Source organism: Providencia sp. M-27 (assembly GCF_011077905.1).
In the GTDB taxonomy this organism is placed as follows: Bacteria; Pseudomonadota; Gammaproteobacteria; order Enterobacterales; family Enterobacteriaceae; genus Providencia; species Providencia huaxiensis.
Map to the genome: position 1 here is coordinate 190,562 of NZ_JAALBT010000009.1, position 15,450 is coordinate 206,011.

14 protein-coding genes and 1 pseudogene are annotated in these 15,450 nt (G+C 40.7%); 11 read left to right on the forward strand and 4 right to left on the reverse strand.

Annotated elements, in window-relative coordinates:
* Positions 1-30: 30 nt before the first annotated feature.
* The gene (locus tag G6Q48_RS14500; RefSeq protein WP_166267198.1) at positions 31-2,544 is read left to right on the forward strand and encodes a penicillin G acylase; all 2,514 of its coding nucleotides are present in this window, start codon (positions 31-33) and stop codon (positions 2,542-2,544) included.
* Between the two features lie 37 nt (positions 2,545-2,581).
* On the opposite strand, the gene G6Q48_RS14505 is transcribed toward G6Q48_RS14500, so the two are convergent.
* On the reverse strand, positions 2,582-3,244 hold the full coding sequence (locus G6Q48_RS14505) for a helix-turn-helix transcriptional regulator (protein ID WP_102140066.1): 663 nt from the start codon (positions 3,242-3,244) through the stop codon (positions 2,582-2,584).
* Positions 3,245-3,318: 74 nt separating this feature from the next.
* Here G6Q48_RS14505 and G6Q48_RS14510 point away from each other — a divergent pair, with 74 nt between their 5' ends.
* Complete coding sequence (locus G6Q48_RS14510; RefSeq protein WP_166267200.1) at positions 3,319-4,728, forward strand: MFS transporter; 1,410 nt, start codon at positions 3,319-3,321, stop codon at positions 4,726-4,728.
* Between the two features lie 42 nt (positions 4,729-4,770).
* On the opposite strand, the gene G6Q48_RS14515 is transcribed toward G6Q48_RS14510, so the two are convergent.
* Positions 4,771-6,276, reverse strand: a complete 1,506-nt coding sequence (locus G6Q48_RS14515) for an MFS transporter (protein ID WP_166267202.1) — start codon at positions 6,274-6,276, stop codon at positions 4,771-4,773.
* Positions 6,277-6,371: 95 nt separating this feature from the next.
* Between G6Q48_RS14515 and G6Q48_RS14520 the strand changes: the two genes are divergently transcribed.
* A complete protein-coding gene (locus G6Q48_RS14520; protein ID WP_166267204.1) occupies positions 6,372-6,911 on the forward strand; it encodes a TetR/AcrR family transcriptional regulator in 540 nt (179 codons plus the stop codon).
* A 690-nt stretch (positions 6,912-7,601) separates the two neighbouring features.
* Here G6Q48_RS14520 and G6Q48_RS14525 read toward each other — a convergent pair.
* A complete protein-coding gene (locus G6Q48_RS14525) occupies positions 7,602-8,249 on the reverse strand; it encodes a helix-turn-helix transcriptional regulator (RefSeq protein ID WP_166267206.1) in 648 nt (215 codons plus the stop codon).
* Between the two features lie 191 nt (positions 8,250-8,440).
* Here G6Q48_RS14525 and G6Q48_RS14530 point away from each other — a divergent pair, with 191 nt between their 5' ends.
* The 4 genes from G6Q48_RS14530 to G6Q48_RS14545 all read left to right on the forward strand — a co-directional run bounded on the left by G6Q48_RS14530 (position 8,441) and on the right by G6Q48_RS14545 (position 11,901).
* Positions 8,441-8,818 carry a RidA family protein gene (locus G6Q48_RS14530; protein WP_166267208.1) on the forward strand — a complete coding sequence of 126 codons (378 nt, stop codon included), beginning with the start codon at positions 8,441-8,443 and terminating at the stop codon, positions 8,816-8,818.
* 29 nt (positions 8,819-8,847) lie between these two features.
* On the forward strand, positions 8,848-10,101 hold the full coding sequence (locus tag G6Q48_RS14535; RefSeq protein ID WP_125893818.1) for an MFS transporter: 1,254 nt from the start codon (positions 8,848-8,850) through the stop codon (positions 10,099-10,101).
* Positions 10,102-10,123: 22 nt separating this feature from the next.
* On the forward strand, positions 10,124-11,098 hold the full coding sequence (locus G6Q48_RS14540; protein WP_166267210.1) for a sugar phosphate isomerase/epimerase family protein: 975 nt from the start codon (positions 10,124-10,126) through the stop codon (positions 11,096-11,098).
* A 563-nt stretch (positions 11,099-11,661) separates the two neighbouring features.
* Positions 11,662-11,901 (forward strand): BrxA family protein, encoded by a 240-nt coding sequence (locus tag G6Q48_RS14545; RefSeq protein WP_001353740.1) that lies wholly within the window; start codon positions 11,662-11,664, stop codon positions 11,899-11,901.
* A gap of 187 nt (positions 11,902-12,088) precedes the next feature.
* Here G6Q48_RS14545 and intI2 read toward each other — a convergent pair.
* A pseudogene (gene intI2, locus G6Q48_RS14550) lies at positions 12,089-13,066 on the reverse strand (class 2 integron integrase IntI2).
* A gap of 331 nt (positions 13,067-13,397) precedes the next feature.
* Between intI2 and dfrA1 the strand changes: the two are divergent.
* The 4 genes from dfrA1 to G6Q48_RS14570 form a co-directional block, all read left to right on the forward strand.
* The gene (dfrA1, locus tag G6Q48_RS14555; protein ID WP_000777554.1) at positions 13,398-13,871 is read left to right on the forward strand and encodes a trimethoprim-resistant dihydrofolate reductase DfrA1; all 474 of its coding nucleotides are present in this window, start codon (positions 13,398-13,400) and stop codon (positions 13,869-13,871) included.
* A gap of 129 nt (positions 13,872-14,000) precedes the next feature.
* Positions 14,001-14,633, forward strand: coding sequence for a type B-2 chloramphenicol O-acetyltransferase CatB2 (locus G6Q48_RS14560; protein WP_012477387.1), 633 nt, complete (start codon positions 14,001-14,003; stop codon positions 14,631-14,633).
* Between the two features lie 71 nt (positions 14,634-14,704).
* A complete protein-coding gene (gene sat2, locus G6Q48_RS14565; protein WP_000704156.1) occupies positions 14,705-15,229 on the forward strand; it encodes a streptothricin N-acetyltransferase Sat2 in 525 nt (174 codons plus the stop codon).
* A gap of 57 nt (positions 15,230-15,286) precedes the next feature.
* Positions 15,287-15,450 (forward strand): nucleotidyltransferase domain-containing protein (locus G6Q48_RS14570; RefSeq protein WP_207393042.1); only part of this gene is annotated, 164 nt, incomplete at its 3' end.

Here is a 15,450-nt window from a genome sequence, read left to right on the forward strand (position 1 = left end):
GAAAAATAATAACAACATGGGACTCAATAAATGAAAAAACACCTCATCTCAATCGCTATTGTTCTAAGTTTAAGCTCCTTATCACTGTCATCATTTTCTCAATCAACTCAAATTAAAATTGAACGAGATAATTATGGCGTCCCTCATATTTATGCCAATGATACTTATAGCCTGTTCTATGGGTACGGCTATGCTGTGGCACAGGACCGATTATTCCAAATGGAAATGGCCAAACGCAGTACCCAAGGTACTGTTTCTGAAGTATTAGGTAAGGATTATATTTCTTTTGATAAAGAAATCAGAAACAACTATTGGCCTGATTCTATCCATAAACAAATCAATCAGTTACCCTCCCAAGAACAAGATATTTTAAGAGGGTATGCAGATGGTATGAATGCATGGATTAAACAAATCAATACTAAGCCAGATGACTTAATGCCAAAACAGTTCATTGACTATGATTTTTTGCCATCCCAATGGACGAGTTTTGATGTTGCTATGATTATGGTCGGTACAATGGCAAACCGCTTTTCCGATATGAATAGTGAAATTGATAACCTAGCATTACTCACTGCGCTTAAAGATAAGTATGGTGAACAATTGGGAGTAGAGTTCTTTAACCAAATTAATTGGCTTAATAATCCCAATGCGCCAACAACAATATCATCAGAAGAGTTCACCTATTCAGATTCACAAAAAACAAAAAATACATCTCAGTTGAATCAAATTAGTGATTACCGACTTACTGCTCCCATGTTTGAACGCACAGCCAAAGATACAACTGGAAAAGTCATTGCACTTTCTTCTCAAGAAAATAATGCGTTAATCGCTAAGCAATATGAACAAAGTGGTGCGAATGGGCTAGCTGGCTATCCAACCACCAGCAATGTTTGGCTTGTTGGAAAAACAAAAGCTTCTGGCGCAAAAGCCATTTTACTTAATGGCCCACAGTTTGGTTGGTTTAACCCAGCCTATACATACGGTATCGGCTTACATGGGGCAGGGTTTAATATTGTCGGAAATACACCGTTTGCTTATCCCGCGATTTTATTCGGCCATAATGGACATATATCTTGGGGTTCTACCGCTGGGTTTGGTGACGGCGTTGATATATTTGCAGAACAAGTTTCACCTGAAGACCCAAATAGCTACCTCCACCAAGGGCAGTGGAAGAAAATGCTTTCTCGCCAAGAGACATTGAATGTAAAAGGTGAACAACCCATTACTTTTGAAATATACCGTACTGTGCACGGTAATGTGGTTAAACGGGATAAGACAACTCACACCGCCTACAGCAAAGCTCGCGCATGGGATGGCAAGGAGCTTACATCCTTAATGGCTTGGGTAAAGCAAGGACAAGCGCAAAACTGGCAGCAATGGCTAGACCAAGCACAAAACCAAGCACTGACGATCAATTGGTATTATGCAGATAAAGACGGAAACATTGGCTATGTCCATACCGGACACTACCCCGATCGCCAAATAAACCATGATCCTCGTTTACCAGTATCAGGCACGGGAGAATGGGACTGGAAAGGTATACAACCTTTTGCTAATAATCCAAAAGTGTATAACCCCAAATCAGGTTATATCGCCAACTGGAATAACTCTCCAGCTAAAAATTACCCCGCTAGCGACTTATTTGCCTTCTTATGGGGCAGTGCAGATAGGGTGAAAGAAATCGATAACCGCATTGAAGCCTATGATAAGTTAACGGCTGATGATATGTGGGCGATTTTACAGCAAACTAGCCGTGTCGACCTTAATCATCGCTTATTTACACCATTTCTAACTCAAGCGACACAAGGTTTGCCATCAAATGACAATAGCGTCAAATTAGTGTCCATGCTCCAGCAATGGGATGGCATAAACCAGTTATCAAGTGATGGAAAACATTATATTCACCCAGGGTCTGCTATCCTCGATATCTGGTTAAAAGAAATGCTTAAAGCCACCCTAGGCCAAACCGTCCCTGCACCATTTGATAAATGGTACCTAGCGAGTGGTTATGAGACGACGCAAGAAGGCCCAACAGGGTCATTAAATATCAGTACAGGTGCAAAATTACTGTATGAATCTCTCTTAGAAGATAAATCCCCCATATCTCAGTCTATCGATTTATTTTCAGGACAACCGCAGAATGATGTTATTAGAAAGGCTTTGAATACGACTTACCAAAAAATGATAGAAAAATACGGTGATAACCCGACTAATTGGCAAACACCAGCCACGGCATTAACCTTCCGTGAAAATAATTTTTTTGGTATACCACAAGCCTTACCTCAAGAAAATTTCCATCAAAATGAATACCATAATCGGGGAACTGAAAACGACTTAATCGTGTTTACCGAAGAAGGGGTGAGCGCATGGGACGTTGTAGCTCCAGGGCAAAGTGGCTTTATTTCCCCGCAAGGAAAACCTTCGCCTCACTATCAAGATCAACTTTCTTTATATCAGCAATTTGGTAAGAAACCGTTATGGCTTAACAACGAAGAGCTGGCGCCATATATTGAGTCAACTGAAACACTAATAATTGAGAGATAATACTATTATTAAGCTAAATACCAAGGTGTCTCGGTATTTAGCTTTTAACCTTCACACGATACACACAGCGCCCAGCACCATTTAGTAAGTACTGTTCGCGTTCAATGCTACCATTATCACCCACAATCTCACTGAACAACGCCAATTCCGACCGACAAAAGTTTTGGCAAGCAGTGGCTGCTGCACAAATTGGACAATGGTTTTCGATAAACAACCAACTGTCACCATCTTGCTCAACCTTCGCCATATACCCTTCTTCGCTACGCACTTCAGCCAATGCTTCAAGCCGCTCAGCTAATGGTAAATTTTTACAACGGGCAAAATATTTTTCTCTGCTTTCCGTTTCCCTTTGGTTAATCAGCTTTTCTAGTCCTTCATCTCCAAAAATAGTACGAACGGAATCAATCAATTGCAGAGCAAGTTGCGCGTGAGTATCAGGAAAGCGTTGATGCCCCAACTCCGTTAATACCCAATTTTGTCGAGGACGTCCTGCCCCTGTTTGCGATAAGCACTGCGCCCCCTCTACTAACCCTAATGACGTCAGTTTTTGGATGTGCTGCCTTGCAGCTTCTCCGGTCATATTTAAATCATTTGCGATCACAGCGGTAGAAATTGGCCCTTTAGTTTTGATACAAAAAAGAACCTTATCCACGGCCTGTGTCAAATTTAAATTATCAAAGTAATTACTTGCATTAATCATTATGCGACTCTATTATCCAAGCTATTACTTGGATAATACCTCTTTTTCTACTATTCCGTCTAGCGGGTCTCTCTATGAGCAATGAAACATCAACCATACCTCAAGCCAAATGGGCTGATTTACTCAGTGGCACTAATGCATTACTCACTATTGCCCTAACTGGAGGTGTTGCACTACATGCTATCAATATTTATATCGTAACAACCATATTGCCTAGTGTCGTTAACGATATTGGTGGTCTCGAATATTACGCATGGAATACCACTTTATTTGTAGCAACATCCATTGTCGGTTCAGCCCTTTCCAGTAAAGTATTAGACCGTTTTGGGCCTAAATATTCTTATTTATTCGCACTCATTCTCTTTTCTTTGGGGTCTATTTGGTGTGCAGCGTCCCCATCAATGCTGGTATTACTTGGTGGTAGAGCATTGCAAGGGCTGGGGGGTGGTATTCTATTTGCTCTTAGCTATGCATTGATCCGCATTGTCTTTACCGAAAACTTATGGTCCCGAGCAATGGGAGTTGTTTCGGGTATGTGGGGAATAGCAACACTCTGTGGCCCTGCAATTGGGGGGATTTTTGCAGAAAGTGGCCACTGGCGTTGGGCATTTTGGGCTTTACTGCCTGTCGCTGTTTTTCTCGCACTCATTGTCATCAATCAACTTCCTAAAAAGCAAACTCAAGCACCAAAAAACAGCAAAGTTCCATTCCTAGCGATTTCTTTGTTAGTGATATCCGTTCTTGCTATTTCAATTGGAAGTTTGTCTGAAAGTTTATTCATAAACCTTATTGGTTTGTTAATTGGTCTAGCCATACTGCTGACTATTGCCTTACTCGATGGCAAAAATGACAGACGCTTATTACCAACTGGATCCTATTCACTCAAAAGCCCACTTGGCGTCATATTTTTAACCATGTGTTTGTTAGTTGGAGGCATGACAACAGAAATTTATGTCCCTTATTTCTTACAAACCATCCATCAGTTTTCTCCACTCACTGCGGGTTATTTAACCGCAATAATGGCCGCAGGTTGGACCATCGGAGCGCTCTTTAGTGCCAATAAAACGGGGGCGATTGTTATCCGAATTATTCGAATAGGGCCGGTCATCATATTGATGTCTTTAATTGTTCTTGCTGTTTTAACGCATAATCAACAGCTTATTGAATCATGGCCACTGTTCGTTATTTATCTCATCGCCATGGCAGGGGTGGGTCTAGGAATTGGTGTGTGTTGGCCTCATCTGGTATTGCGTGTTTTTAAAAATGCGCCAGAGGGAGAGGAAAACCTCGCATCCTCTTCCATTATTACCATTCAATTGTATGCAACCGCGCTATCTGCCGCCTTAGTGGGAGTCGTCGTCAATAATAGCGGGCTAATTAACCCTGGGGGGATTGCGGGAGCACAGCAAGCTTCAATCTGGTTATTCGCCCTATTTGCTATTAGCCCATTACTCGCAACGGTATTAATCCGCAAAATCAGATAAAAAAGAGCAAAAGGGAGCCAAAGCTCCCTCTTTAATGAAAAATCAATCTAATGAGTTCGTTAATACCTTTTGGGAGCGTAAAAAATAAGGCAGAACAATAATACTGATCAGCAGAACAAAAATAGTTGCTACCATCACCCCTAAGAAAGCATGGTCAAAGGCAATATTGGCCTGATTTATCAACGCAAATGCATTATTGGCTGGCAGTGATTCAGAAACTAATAAGGCCTCATCAATACTGTCATAAACTTTATCACTGACAGTTATACCTTCAGGCAGTGAAAGTTTTAACGTATAGATAGCACTCATTAGTCCCCCCATAAACGTTACGCCTAAAACGCTGCCAATTTCATAAGCGATTTCTTCAATTGATGCCGCCATACCTGCTTTTTCATCGGGGGCATTTAACATCACCGTGGTCGAAGCCGTTGTAAAAATAGCACCCAAACCAAAACCTATCAAAAAGAGGAATGAAAGTAACAGAATACCTGTCGAGGTTTGGTACACCATCGTTAAACCAACAACACCAATTAACGTACAAGTAAACCCAAAAACAGTGAGTTTTACCTCACCAAATTTATGAAGGTACATACCTGCCAATGGCGCAGCTATCACCGAAGCCAATGGAATTGGAATGATATATAACGCTGCCTCAAACGGGGTATAACCCAAAACCAGCTGTAGACGTTGACTTAGTAATAACTCGACACCAACAATAACTACAATGGATAAAACCGCCATCATCAGCCCTGCATTGAATTTAGGGTGCTTTAATAACGTAAAATCAATCATTGGTGATGTGGATTTAACTTGTCGATTTCTAAATACCACCAAAAAGAAAACCCCAATAACACCCGAAACCAATACCGCTGGCCAATCGGTATAAGGTTTACCGAGCTCCTTCAACGCATAAATAACACCAATTAGACCAATTAATACTAAAATAGAACCTAGAATGTCGATTTTTTTATCGCTGTTACCACCACATTTAGGGATCAAATAACACGCAAACGGAATAACCAATAAAACGACCGGCACATTAATGAGAAAAACAGAGCCCCACCAAAAGTGGTTAAGTAAGATACCGCCGATCAAAGGGCCAATAGCCGCGCCACCTGAAGCAACTGCCGACCATATTCCAATAGCGAGAGCTCTTTCTTTCGGGTCTAAAAAAACATGTCTTACAATCGCAAGGGTGGCAGGCATACTTACTGCAGCACCTACAGCCAAAAAGCCACGAGACAAAATTAAACTGGTTGCTGTTGGTGAAAAAGCTGCACACAACGAAGCTAAACCAAATAATGGTAACCCCAACAAAAACATTTGCTTGTGACCGACTTTATCACTTAGCATCCCTGCCGCAGGTAATAAACCAGCGACCACCAGTGGGTAAGCATTCATTATCCACAGTTTTTCAGATGACGTAGCGCCTAAATCATGGGTTAATTTAGGTAAAGCGGTATACAGTACAGTGACATCAATAACGATAAGAAATAGTACACTTGAAACTAATAGAAGCACTATCCAGCGCTTATAATCGGTTAACATAAAATTCTCTCAATGAGTTTATTTGATCATGATTTCTGTGCTGATCGTGCTACAATATAAATCCATACGTACGTATTGAAAAGAGGTTTTTCTAAATGGGACGTCAACGAACAATCGATAGAGAAAAATTACTTGATGCTGCTGAAGACATTGTTCTACAGCAAGGCGCTACAGCGCTCACTATCGACGCAGTCGCCAAAGCAATGGGGATTTCCAAAGGCGGTGTTCAGTACTGTTTTGGCAATAAAGATGCCTTAATCGATGCAATGTTTGAGCGTTGGGGCCAGTCCTATGATGAAATTTTCAATCAAACAATTGAACAAGATAACTCCCCTGAAGGGCAAATTTTTGCGCATATGCAAGCGACCCACCAGCACGACAAAGTCTCGATGGCAAAAGGCGCTTCTTTAATGGCATCCTTATTACAAACCCCTGAATATCTGGAAAGTACGCGTATTTGGTACCGTGAACGGCTTGCTAAGTTAGACACCTCAACAGAAAAAGGTAAACAGGCCAGAATTGTTTTTCTAGCCACTGAAGGCGCTTTTATGCTGCGCTATATGGGATTCATGGAAATTGATGATAATGAATGGCAATCTATATTTAGTGATTTAGAAAATTTATTAAAAAGGTAGACTTAGTCTCTTTTTTTGATATCGATAATAACTCCACTCCAATAAACTAAAAATAAGAAATAAAATGGAGATGATTTAAAATGAAAGTAAATGAATTAAAATTACTTATAGAGACAAATAAAAACAATAATTTTATTAATAATAAGAAACCATTTATCTATAATATAAAAGAAAAGCCCATTAACACTGACTGTGTAGCTTAATTAAAGAAGAAGTTTGAAGAGTTAGATAGAAAAACAAACAGTTTTAAAAAAACACAACCGAATAAACCACAAAACCATATAAAAAAAGAATTATTAGAATACGACAATTACGCTTTTGGAAATGATTTGACGAAAAAAAACCTTTACTTTATTTACAGTTCACCAGACTCAAAAAAAATAGAGCTAATACACAATCATAATGAGAACAAAATAAATAGTGACAATGCAATTTTTATCAATATGTTTAGTTTATTAAAAAATGAAACTGATGGTTCCATATATAAAATACATGACTTCATCATTAAAATTGCAAATAAAAATAAAGAATTATCAACAAATCATAGCCAATTTACTCATATCATAACCTTAGAAAATGGGAGGGATGTATTAATAGAAAAATATAAAAAACAAAGTAAATATTCATGTTATTAAAAATAAAAGATAAACCCGGAAAATGTAGATTTCCGGGCTATTTTTATTATCTATATTACGAATTTATTTTTCTAAGGTGCTTATATATGGTCGCTGAGCTAATCCCTAATTCGACAGACACAATTTTATGCGCAGCAGAAAATTCAAACATACCACAGTCATGGAGTTCTTTAATGATTTCAAAGTTTTTATTTTTACTTGGAATGTTTTTATTTAAATAGATCGTATTTTTAATGGGTTCAAGATGATCCATAATTAATTTATTAACATCTTGCGAAAAGTTTTCATTTTTAGAATTGTTCCCCCCGCCCATCAAATCAACCATCGCATTCATTGGCATATCTAATGCCCAATTCATACATACCATACCAATCGGCTGGTTATCTAAATTCACAATTAAGGTTGAAGAAGAGCGAAATGGACGAATACTTTTAGTATTAAAATACACTTCCCAAGATGAATGATTCTTTTTAAAACCAGCCAATTTCTCAAGCGCAATATTCGTTGCAGGAGCTCCAAGTGTTCTCCCTGTTAGATGCCCATTAGCAATGTGGATCACAGAACTGTGTAAATCTTCAAAACTATGCAAAACAACTTCGCAATATGGCCCCAAAAACTCACCGAGACACTCAATCATAGGGGTGTATGACTGCAATAATTTTCGATCTTGCTCAGTAAAAACATAATTAATATTCATATCCATACTCAACAATCCACTTAGTAAATTCCCATAACTTTAATAAATTAGAGTAAATTTTTCAATACTTAATCCATAAAAATACACCTTAGTATAATTTTTTTATACTTAGTCAAAAAATTGACAATAATCACGGAAGGGAAAATATGATTGTGATTTAATCATCAGCGTCAAGATAACAACCAAAGGAACCAATAATGATTATTTCAACTGAAAATGCCCCTAAAGCCATCGGCCCTTATTCCCAAGCCCGAAAAGTTGGCAATAGCGTTTATATCTCGGGCTGCTGCCCTTTCCATCATGAAGATGGCTCTGTCGTTGGTGCCGACATCACCACACAAACAAATCAAGTCATGAAAAACCTAAAAGCCGTTGTTGAAGCCGCGGGATATTCTATGGATGACGTGGTCAAAACCACCTGCTTCATCAGTGATATGAATAATTTCGTTACCTTTAATGGTGTCTATCAATCCTATTTCTCTGAAGGTATCTACCCCGCTCGTTCCTGTGTAGAAGTTTCTCGCCTTCCAAAAGACGTATTAATAGAAGTTGAAGCGATCGTTTTGAAGCAATAAACGCTAAATATAATAATTAAGGCGGATTTATGAATAAGTGGATAAGACTCAGTTTTCTCATTCTTGGTGCTGGTACTATTTTTAAATTATCCAGTATGAAAGATGTTTTTTACGTTCCTATGCAGCAAGATTGGGGACTAACAAATGCCCAAATTGGCTTTGGTTTTACGGTTTACACTATTGTTCAAACCATTGGTCTATTCTCATCACTATATATTGCAGATAGATTCTCGAAAAAAATCCTTCTACCCGTAGGGTTAATTGGGGTTGGGCTTTGTGGTGCGTACTTATCCACTCTTCCGCCATTTACCGGTTATCTCATATCCTTTGCCGTCATGGCATTGTTTGCAGATGTTATTTATTGGCCAGTACTACTTAAAGCCGTGCGCTTACTCGGTGATAAAAAAGAACAAGGCCGCCTATTTGGTTTCCTTGAGGCTGGACGCGGTATTGTAGACGTAATTATTGCTTCCGGTGCATTGTATGTCTTTGTCCTGTTCGGTGAAGGCAAAGAAGGTATGCAAGCTGGGTTAATGTTCTACACCATTGTGACCGTGGTTATTGGGGTTATCACTTATTTCATCGTTAGCGATGATGACAAAAAAGTTGCAGACAATTCATCAGAGGCAAATAAGCAAGTTATTGAAGGGATAAAAAGTGTCATTAAATGTCCTAACTTATGGCTTGCATCGATGACTATTTTCTTTATCTATGCATCATATTGTGGATTAACTTACTTCATCCCATTCTTGAAAGATATCTATGCGTTACCCATTGCATTAGTGGGTGCCTACGGGATCATCAACCAATATGCTCTAAAAATGGTAGGAGGCCCTATTGGTGGTTTCTTATCGGACAAAGTATTTAAATCACCTACTAAGTTCTTACAGTTCACCTGCTTATTATCTGCCGTCGCAATGGGTTTATTCATGATGTTACCTCATGAAAATATGAATGTTTATCTCGGTATGGCGGCAACATTAGGCTTCGGAGCTATTATTTTTAGCCAGAGAGCTATTTTCTTCGCCCCGATGGAAGAAATTGGGACTAAACGTGAGTATGCAGGTTCTGCAATGGCATTTGCTTGTATTCTTGGTTATATGCCTGCGATGTTTGCTTACGCGATTTATGGCTCTTTCCTAGATAACTACCCTGGTATAACTGGCTATAACTTTGTTTTTGGCATGATGATCATGTTTAGCTTGTTAGGTTTCGTGACCGCTAAAATTTTAACTAAACGTATAAAACAACGCGAAATCAATGCAGCAACAGAAAATGAATAGAATTGACATTACAGGTGAAAAAATGAATAACATCGAAGCACAAAAAATTATTGATCGTATTGATTCAATGCCACTGTACCTCCACGCTTATGCCTTCCATTTAAACATGAGAAAAGAGCGTATTTTACCCGATGACTTATTAGAAATAGCGAAAAAGCATCATTTAACAGGCGCTAAGATTCATGTTGAAGATGGTGAAACTAAAGCCCTAAAAACCATGAGTGATGCACAACTAGAGGCTTTTGGACAAAAAGCAAAGGAATATAACCTCGATTTAAAAATTGAAACGAGTTCTTCTGCCGCCAATGCAATTGATGAAGCCGTACACATTGCACTAAAAACACGTGCTAGCTCTATTCGCTTTTACCCTCGCTACGAAGGGAATCTTCAAGATGTACTTAAGAAAGTCAAAGCTGATATCCAGTATATCAAAGAAACTCATGAGCACACGGGCCTGAAGTTTGTTATCGAGCAACATGAAGATCTAAAAAGCCATGAACTTAATCAATTAGTCGAAGACGCTGATTTCCCTAATTTTTCATTGCTGTTTGATTTCGGCAATATGTTCAATGCTAATGAACTACCGTTAGAAGCTTTTGATAAAATGAAAGGCAATATCACTCAGGTCCATATGAAAGATGCCGTTCGCCTTCCTGAAGGAAAAGGATTTGGTCACAAAGCGAGCCTTTCAGGTGAAGGCGAAGTACCTTTCAAAGAATTAGTTAAAAAACTAATTTGCTTGGGTGATGAAAAACCACAAGTCATATCCTTTGGCTTAGAAGAAGAAGTTGACTATTACGCACCTGCTTTTCGCTTTGATGATGAAGGGGATAACCCATGGATCCCATATCGTGGCGCAAGTGAAACGCCAATGCCAACAGAAGGGCTCGATGAGCGTTTAGAAAAAGAATTCAACGACGCTATGAACCAGCTTAAATTTGTGCAGAATATCGCGAATCAGCTAAAGCAAGAAGCACTCGCAGTCCTCAATAAATAACGACCCATGACCCAATAAAAAACCGGTACAGCAGCGTCTGTTGTACCGGTCATCTGTGGGCGGACAAAATAGTTGGGAACTGGGAGGGGTGGAAATGGAGTTTTTAAGGATTATTTAGGGAAGAGTGACAAAATAGATGGGAACTGGGTGTAGCGTCGTAAGCTAATACGAAAATTAAAAATGACAAAATAGTTTGGAACTAGATTTCACTTATCTGGTTAACTAATCTAGCTAACCTGCCGCTCAGCTTAGTACGATCCTATATCCAACTGATCATAATCCTTTCATCAGTATCCCAAATTAAATCCCCCTCCTAGACTGCCTCACCAACACTTTACAGTGATCCCGTATTTCCGGACAGGTGATTGATTTTTTTCGCTTGTACAGGTGTTAAGCCACAGTTATCTTGATGTGGACATTATGCATTGTAATAGCCCATTAACATGCGCTAAGAGCATAAATTAATATACAGTAACAAGCATTACGAGGTGCTAATGTTTGGAAAGCAGCCTCTTCCAACTACAATAATAAGTTAACTATCCTCCACCCACAAATAATTACAAATGACCCCTTTCCGCTATAACTCCGATCTCACCAGCGGCTCGCTACAAACCCGAGAGTGTCGCATTATTACTGGCTTGTTACTCCAAGAGCTTGATGAAGCTGCCTGGGATAAAGCCATGTATAAGGAAAATGTGCTTCAGAAACGCACGCAATCTACGGTAAGACGTATTTCTTCAGCGCTTAGAAAACGCCTAGAACACCTAAGCTCTGACTTTTGGGCTTTTGCGTTTTTATGTTAGGCATTGTCTGGCAACTGGAGGAAGTGTAATGACCATGAATGGTCACTGTGATTGACAGTATCTTGCTTAAACTTATCTGAACAATGGTAGAACTGGCTCATATTTATCCCCTCTATGATTGTTTATCTTTTTCACCATAAAAAGTATCAGGGGCTACTCAGGGCTACATAAAGATATTTATCTACTTTTACTGATTGATAAGTAGCATCAGTCCATCCGCAGGACTGGTGGTGCCGGCAAAATGCTGACCCAACACATGCGTATAGATTTGCGTGGTCTTAACATCGTTATGCCCTAAGAGTTCTTGCACAGTGCGAATATCACGCCCCGCTTGTAATAGATGCGTAGCAAACGAGTGACGAAATGTATGACAAGTGACACGCTTGCTAACGATGCCTGCTTTTTGTACGGCTGCCTTCAATGCCTTTCGCGCAACGGAGTCATGCAGATGATGGCGGCATAATTTGCCGTTATACGGGTGGTTGCAGAGCGTGCTGGAGGGAAAGACAAACATCCACGCCGCTTGTCGATAAGCAGAAGGGTATTTGTGATCTAAAGCAAAAGGCAGCGATGGCCCTACGCCTTGTAAGTTGTCGTCTTGCTGAATAAGCCGCGCTTGCTCAATGAGTTATTTTATTGCTGGGATTAGGCGCGTGGGCAGTAGGCTGTTTCTGCTTTTCCCACCCTTACCGTCATGCACAGTGATGCAGCCATTATCAAAATCAAAATCTTTAACCCGCAAACGCAAGCATTCATTAATGCGCAAACCTGCACCATACAGCAGCGTAAAAATAACTTGGTTGCGAGTATCCATAACCTGCAAAATGCGTTGCACTTCATTTGCAGAGATAACAGAGGGTAGCCGTCTAGGCTTGCTTGCAGGGATATAATCAATATCGCCCAACGGCTGTTGTAAAAACCTGTTGTACAAAAAAGCTAGGGCATTTAAAGCGATTTTCTGCGTGTTTATGGCTACATGTCTGCTGTTTGCTAAGCTGGATAAAAACAGCCTGACCTCTTCACTGCCCATGGTCTGAGGATGACGTTTTTTGTGAAACAGAATAAAACGCTTAATCCAGTGCAGGTAAGTTTTTTCAGTTTTCAGCGCATAACCTTTTTGTCGCATATCCGTGCGTATAGAATTTAAAAATGGACTGTTAGACATAAAACGCTCCTTGTCTTGCAACTGTCTGCCTATACAGCCTATTCTAGCTGGGATTTAAAAAAGTGCCTGTTTTTTACGCCTAGAGATGCTTGTTTACCGGTAGAGTTTTAATTTAATGCTAAATAAATTAAAATGTTATGAGTTCTTTGGGTGAGATAATGTGCATCGTGCAAGCAGGATAGACGGCATGCACGATTTGTAATAACAGAGTGTCTTGTATTTTTAAAGAAAGTCTATTTAATACAAGTGATTATATTAATTAACGGTAAGCATCAGCGGGTGACAAAACGAGCATGCTTACTAATAAAATGTTAACCTCTGAGGAAGAATTGTGAAACTATCACTAATGGTAGCTATATCGAAGAATGGAGTTATCGGGAATGGCCCTGATATTCCATGGAGTGCCAAAGGTGAACAGCTCCTGTTTAAAGCTATTACCTATAACCAATGGCTGTTGGTTGGACGCAAGACTTTTGAATCAATGGGAGCATTACCCAACCGAAAGTATGCGGTCGTAACACGTTCAAGTTTTACATCTGACAATGAGAACGTATTGATCTTTCCATCAATTAAAGATGCTTTAACCAACCTAAAGAAAATAACGGATCATGTCATTGTTTCAGGTGGTGGGGAGATATACAAAAGCCTGATCGATCAAGTAGATACACTACATATATCTACAATAGACATCGAGCCGGAAGGTGATGTTTACTTTCCTGAAATCCCCAGCAATTTTAGGCCAGTTTTTACCCAAGACTTCGCCTCTAACATAAATTATAGTTACCAAATCTGGCAAAAGGGTTAACAAGTGGCAGCAACGGATTCGCAAACCTGTCACGCCTTTTGTGCCAAAAGCCGCGCCAGGTTTGCGATCCGCTGTGCCAGGCGTTAGGCGACGCGTGGAGTCGCTCTAGAATTTTCGGGTACAAATTTTATGACGAATTATTTTGAGAGTCCCTTCAAAGGGAAGCTTCTGACTGAGCAGGTGAAGAATCCGAACATCAAGGTAGGGCGGTATAGCTACTATTCCGGCTATTACCATGGGCACTCGTTTGATGATTGTGCTCGCTACCTTCTACCAGACCGTGATGACGTTGATCAGCTGATTATCGGCAGCTTCTGCTCCATCGGATCAGGCGCAGCTTTTATTATGGCTGGGAATCAAGGCCACCGATATGATTGGGTCTCTTCTTTCCCTTTCTTCTACATGAACGAGGAGCCCGCGTTTGCAAAATCAGTCGATGCATTCCAGCGGGCTGGCGACACAGTTATAGGAAGTGATGTGTGGATCGGTTCGGAGGCCATGATCATGCCCGGGATCAAGATCGGGCATGGAGCGGTGATAGGTAGCCGCGCTTTGGTTGCCAAAGACGTGGAACCCTACACCATAGTGGGGGGAAACCCTGCAAAGTCGATTAGGAAGCGCTTTTCTGAAGAAGAAATTTCTATGCTTTTAGATATGGCTTGGTGGGATTGGCCGCTGGAACAAATCAAGGAAGCAATGCCTTTTCTTTGTTCGTCTGGCATTGCCAGCCTGTATCGTCGCTGGCAAGGCACAAGCGCCTAACAATACGCTACACACGGACAAATTACTCGCTGCGCTCCTAATTTGCCGGTGAGCGTGGCGTTAGGCGTCATATGAAGATTTCGGTGATCCCTGAGCAGGTGGCGGAAACATTGGATGCTGAGAACCATTTCATTGTTCGTGAAGTGTTCGATGTGCACCTATCCGACCAAGGCTTTGAACTATCTACCAGAAGTGTGAGCCCCTACCGGAAGGATTACATCTCGGATGATGACTCTGATGAAGACTCTGCTTGCTATGGCGCATTCATCGACCAAGAGCTTGTCGGGAAGATTGAACTCAACTCAACATGGAACGATCTAGCCTCTATCGAACACATTGTTGTGTCGCACACGCACCGAGGCAAAGGAGTCGCGCACAGTCTCATCGAATTTGCGAAAAAGTGGGCACTAAGCAGACAGCTCCTTGGCATACGATTAGAGACACAAACGAACAATGTACCTGCCTGCAATTTGTACGCAAAATGTGGCTTTACTCTCGGCGGCATTGACCTGTTCACGTATAAAACTAGACCTCAAGTCTCGAACGAAACAGCGATGTACTGGTACTGGTTCTCGGGAGCACAGGATGACGCCTAACAATTCATTCAAGCCGACACCGCTTCGCGGCGCGGCTTAATTCAGGAGTTAAACATCATGAGGGAAGCGGTGATCGCCGAAGTATCGACTCAACTATCAGAGGTAGTTGGCGTCATCGAGCACCATCTCGAACCGACGTTGCTGGCCGTACATTTGTACGGCTCCGCAGTGGATGGCGGCCTGAAGCCACACAGTGATATTGATTTGCTGGTTACGGTGAC

Coding starts and splice junctions, on each gene's coding strand:
- G6Q48_RS14545 (WP_001353740.1), top strand. CDS start 11,662: ATGACCCCTTTCCGCTATAACTCCGATCTCACCAGCGGCTCGCTACAA.
- G6Q48_RS14520 (WP_166267204.1), top strand. CDS start 6,372: ATGGGACGTCAACGAACAATCGATAGAGAAAAATTACTTGATGCTGCT.
- G6Q48_RS14540 (WP_166267210.1), top strand. CDS start 10,124: ATGAATAACATCGAAGCACAAAAAATTATTGATCGTATTGATTCAATG.
- sat2 (WP_000704156.1), top strand. CDS start 14,705: ATGAAGATTTCGGTGATCCCTGAGCAGGTGGCGGAAACATTGGATGCT.
- G6Q48_RS14530 (WP_166267208.1), top strand. CDS start 8,441: ATGATTATTTCAACTGAAAATGCCCCTAAAGCCATCGGCCCTTATTCC.
- G6Q48_RS14525 (WP_166267206.1), bottom strand. CDS start 8,249: ATGGATATGAATATTAATTATGTTTTTACTGAGCAAGATCGAAAATTA.
- G6Q48_RS14500 (WP_166267198.1), top strand. CDS start 31: ATGAAAAAACACCTCATCTCAATCGCTATTGTTCTAAGTTTAAGCTCC.
- G6Q48_RS14560 (WP_012477387.1), top strand. CDS start 14,001: ATGACGAATTATTTTGAGAGTCCCTTCAAAGGGAAGCTTCTGACTGAG.
- G6Q48_RS14535 (WP_125893818.1), top strand. CDS start 8,848: ATGAATAAGTGGATAAGACTCAGTTTTCTCATTCTTGGTGCTGGTACT.
- G6Q48_RS14515 (WP_166267202.1), bottom strand. CDS start 6,276: ATGTTAACCGATTATAAGCGCTGGATAGTGCTTCTATTAGTTTCAAGT.
- G6Q48_RS14510 (WP_166267200.1), top strand. CDS start 3,319: ATGAGCAATGAAACATCAACCATACCTCAAGCCAAATGGGCTGATTTA.
- G6Q48_RS14505 (WP_102140066.1), bottom strand. CDS start 3,244: ATGATTAATGCAAGTAATTACTTTGATAATTTAAATTTGACACAGGCC.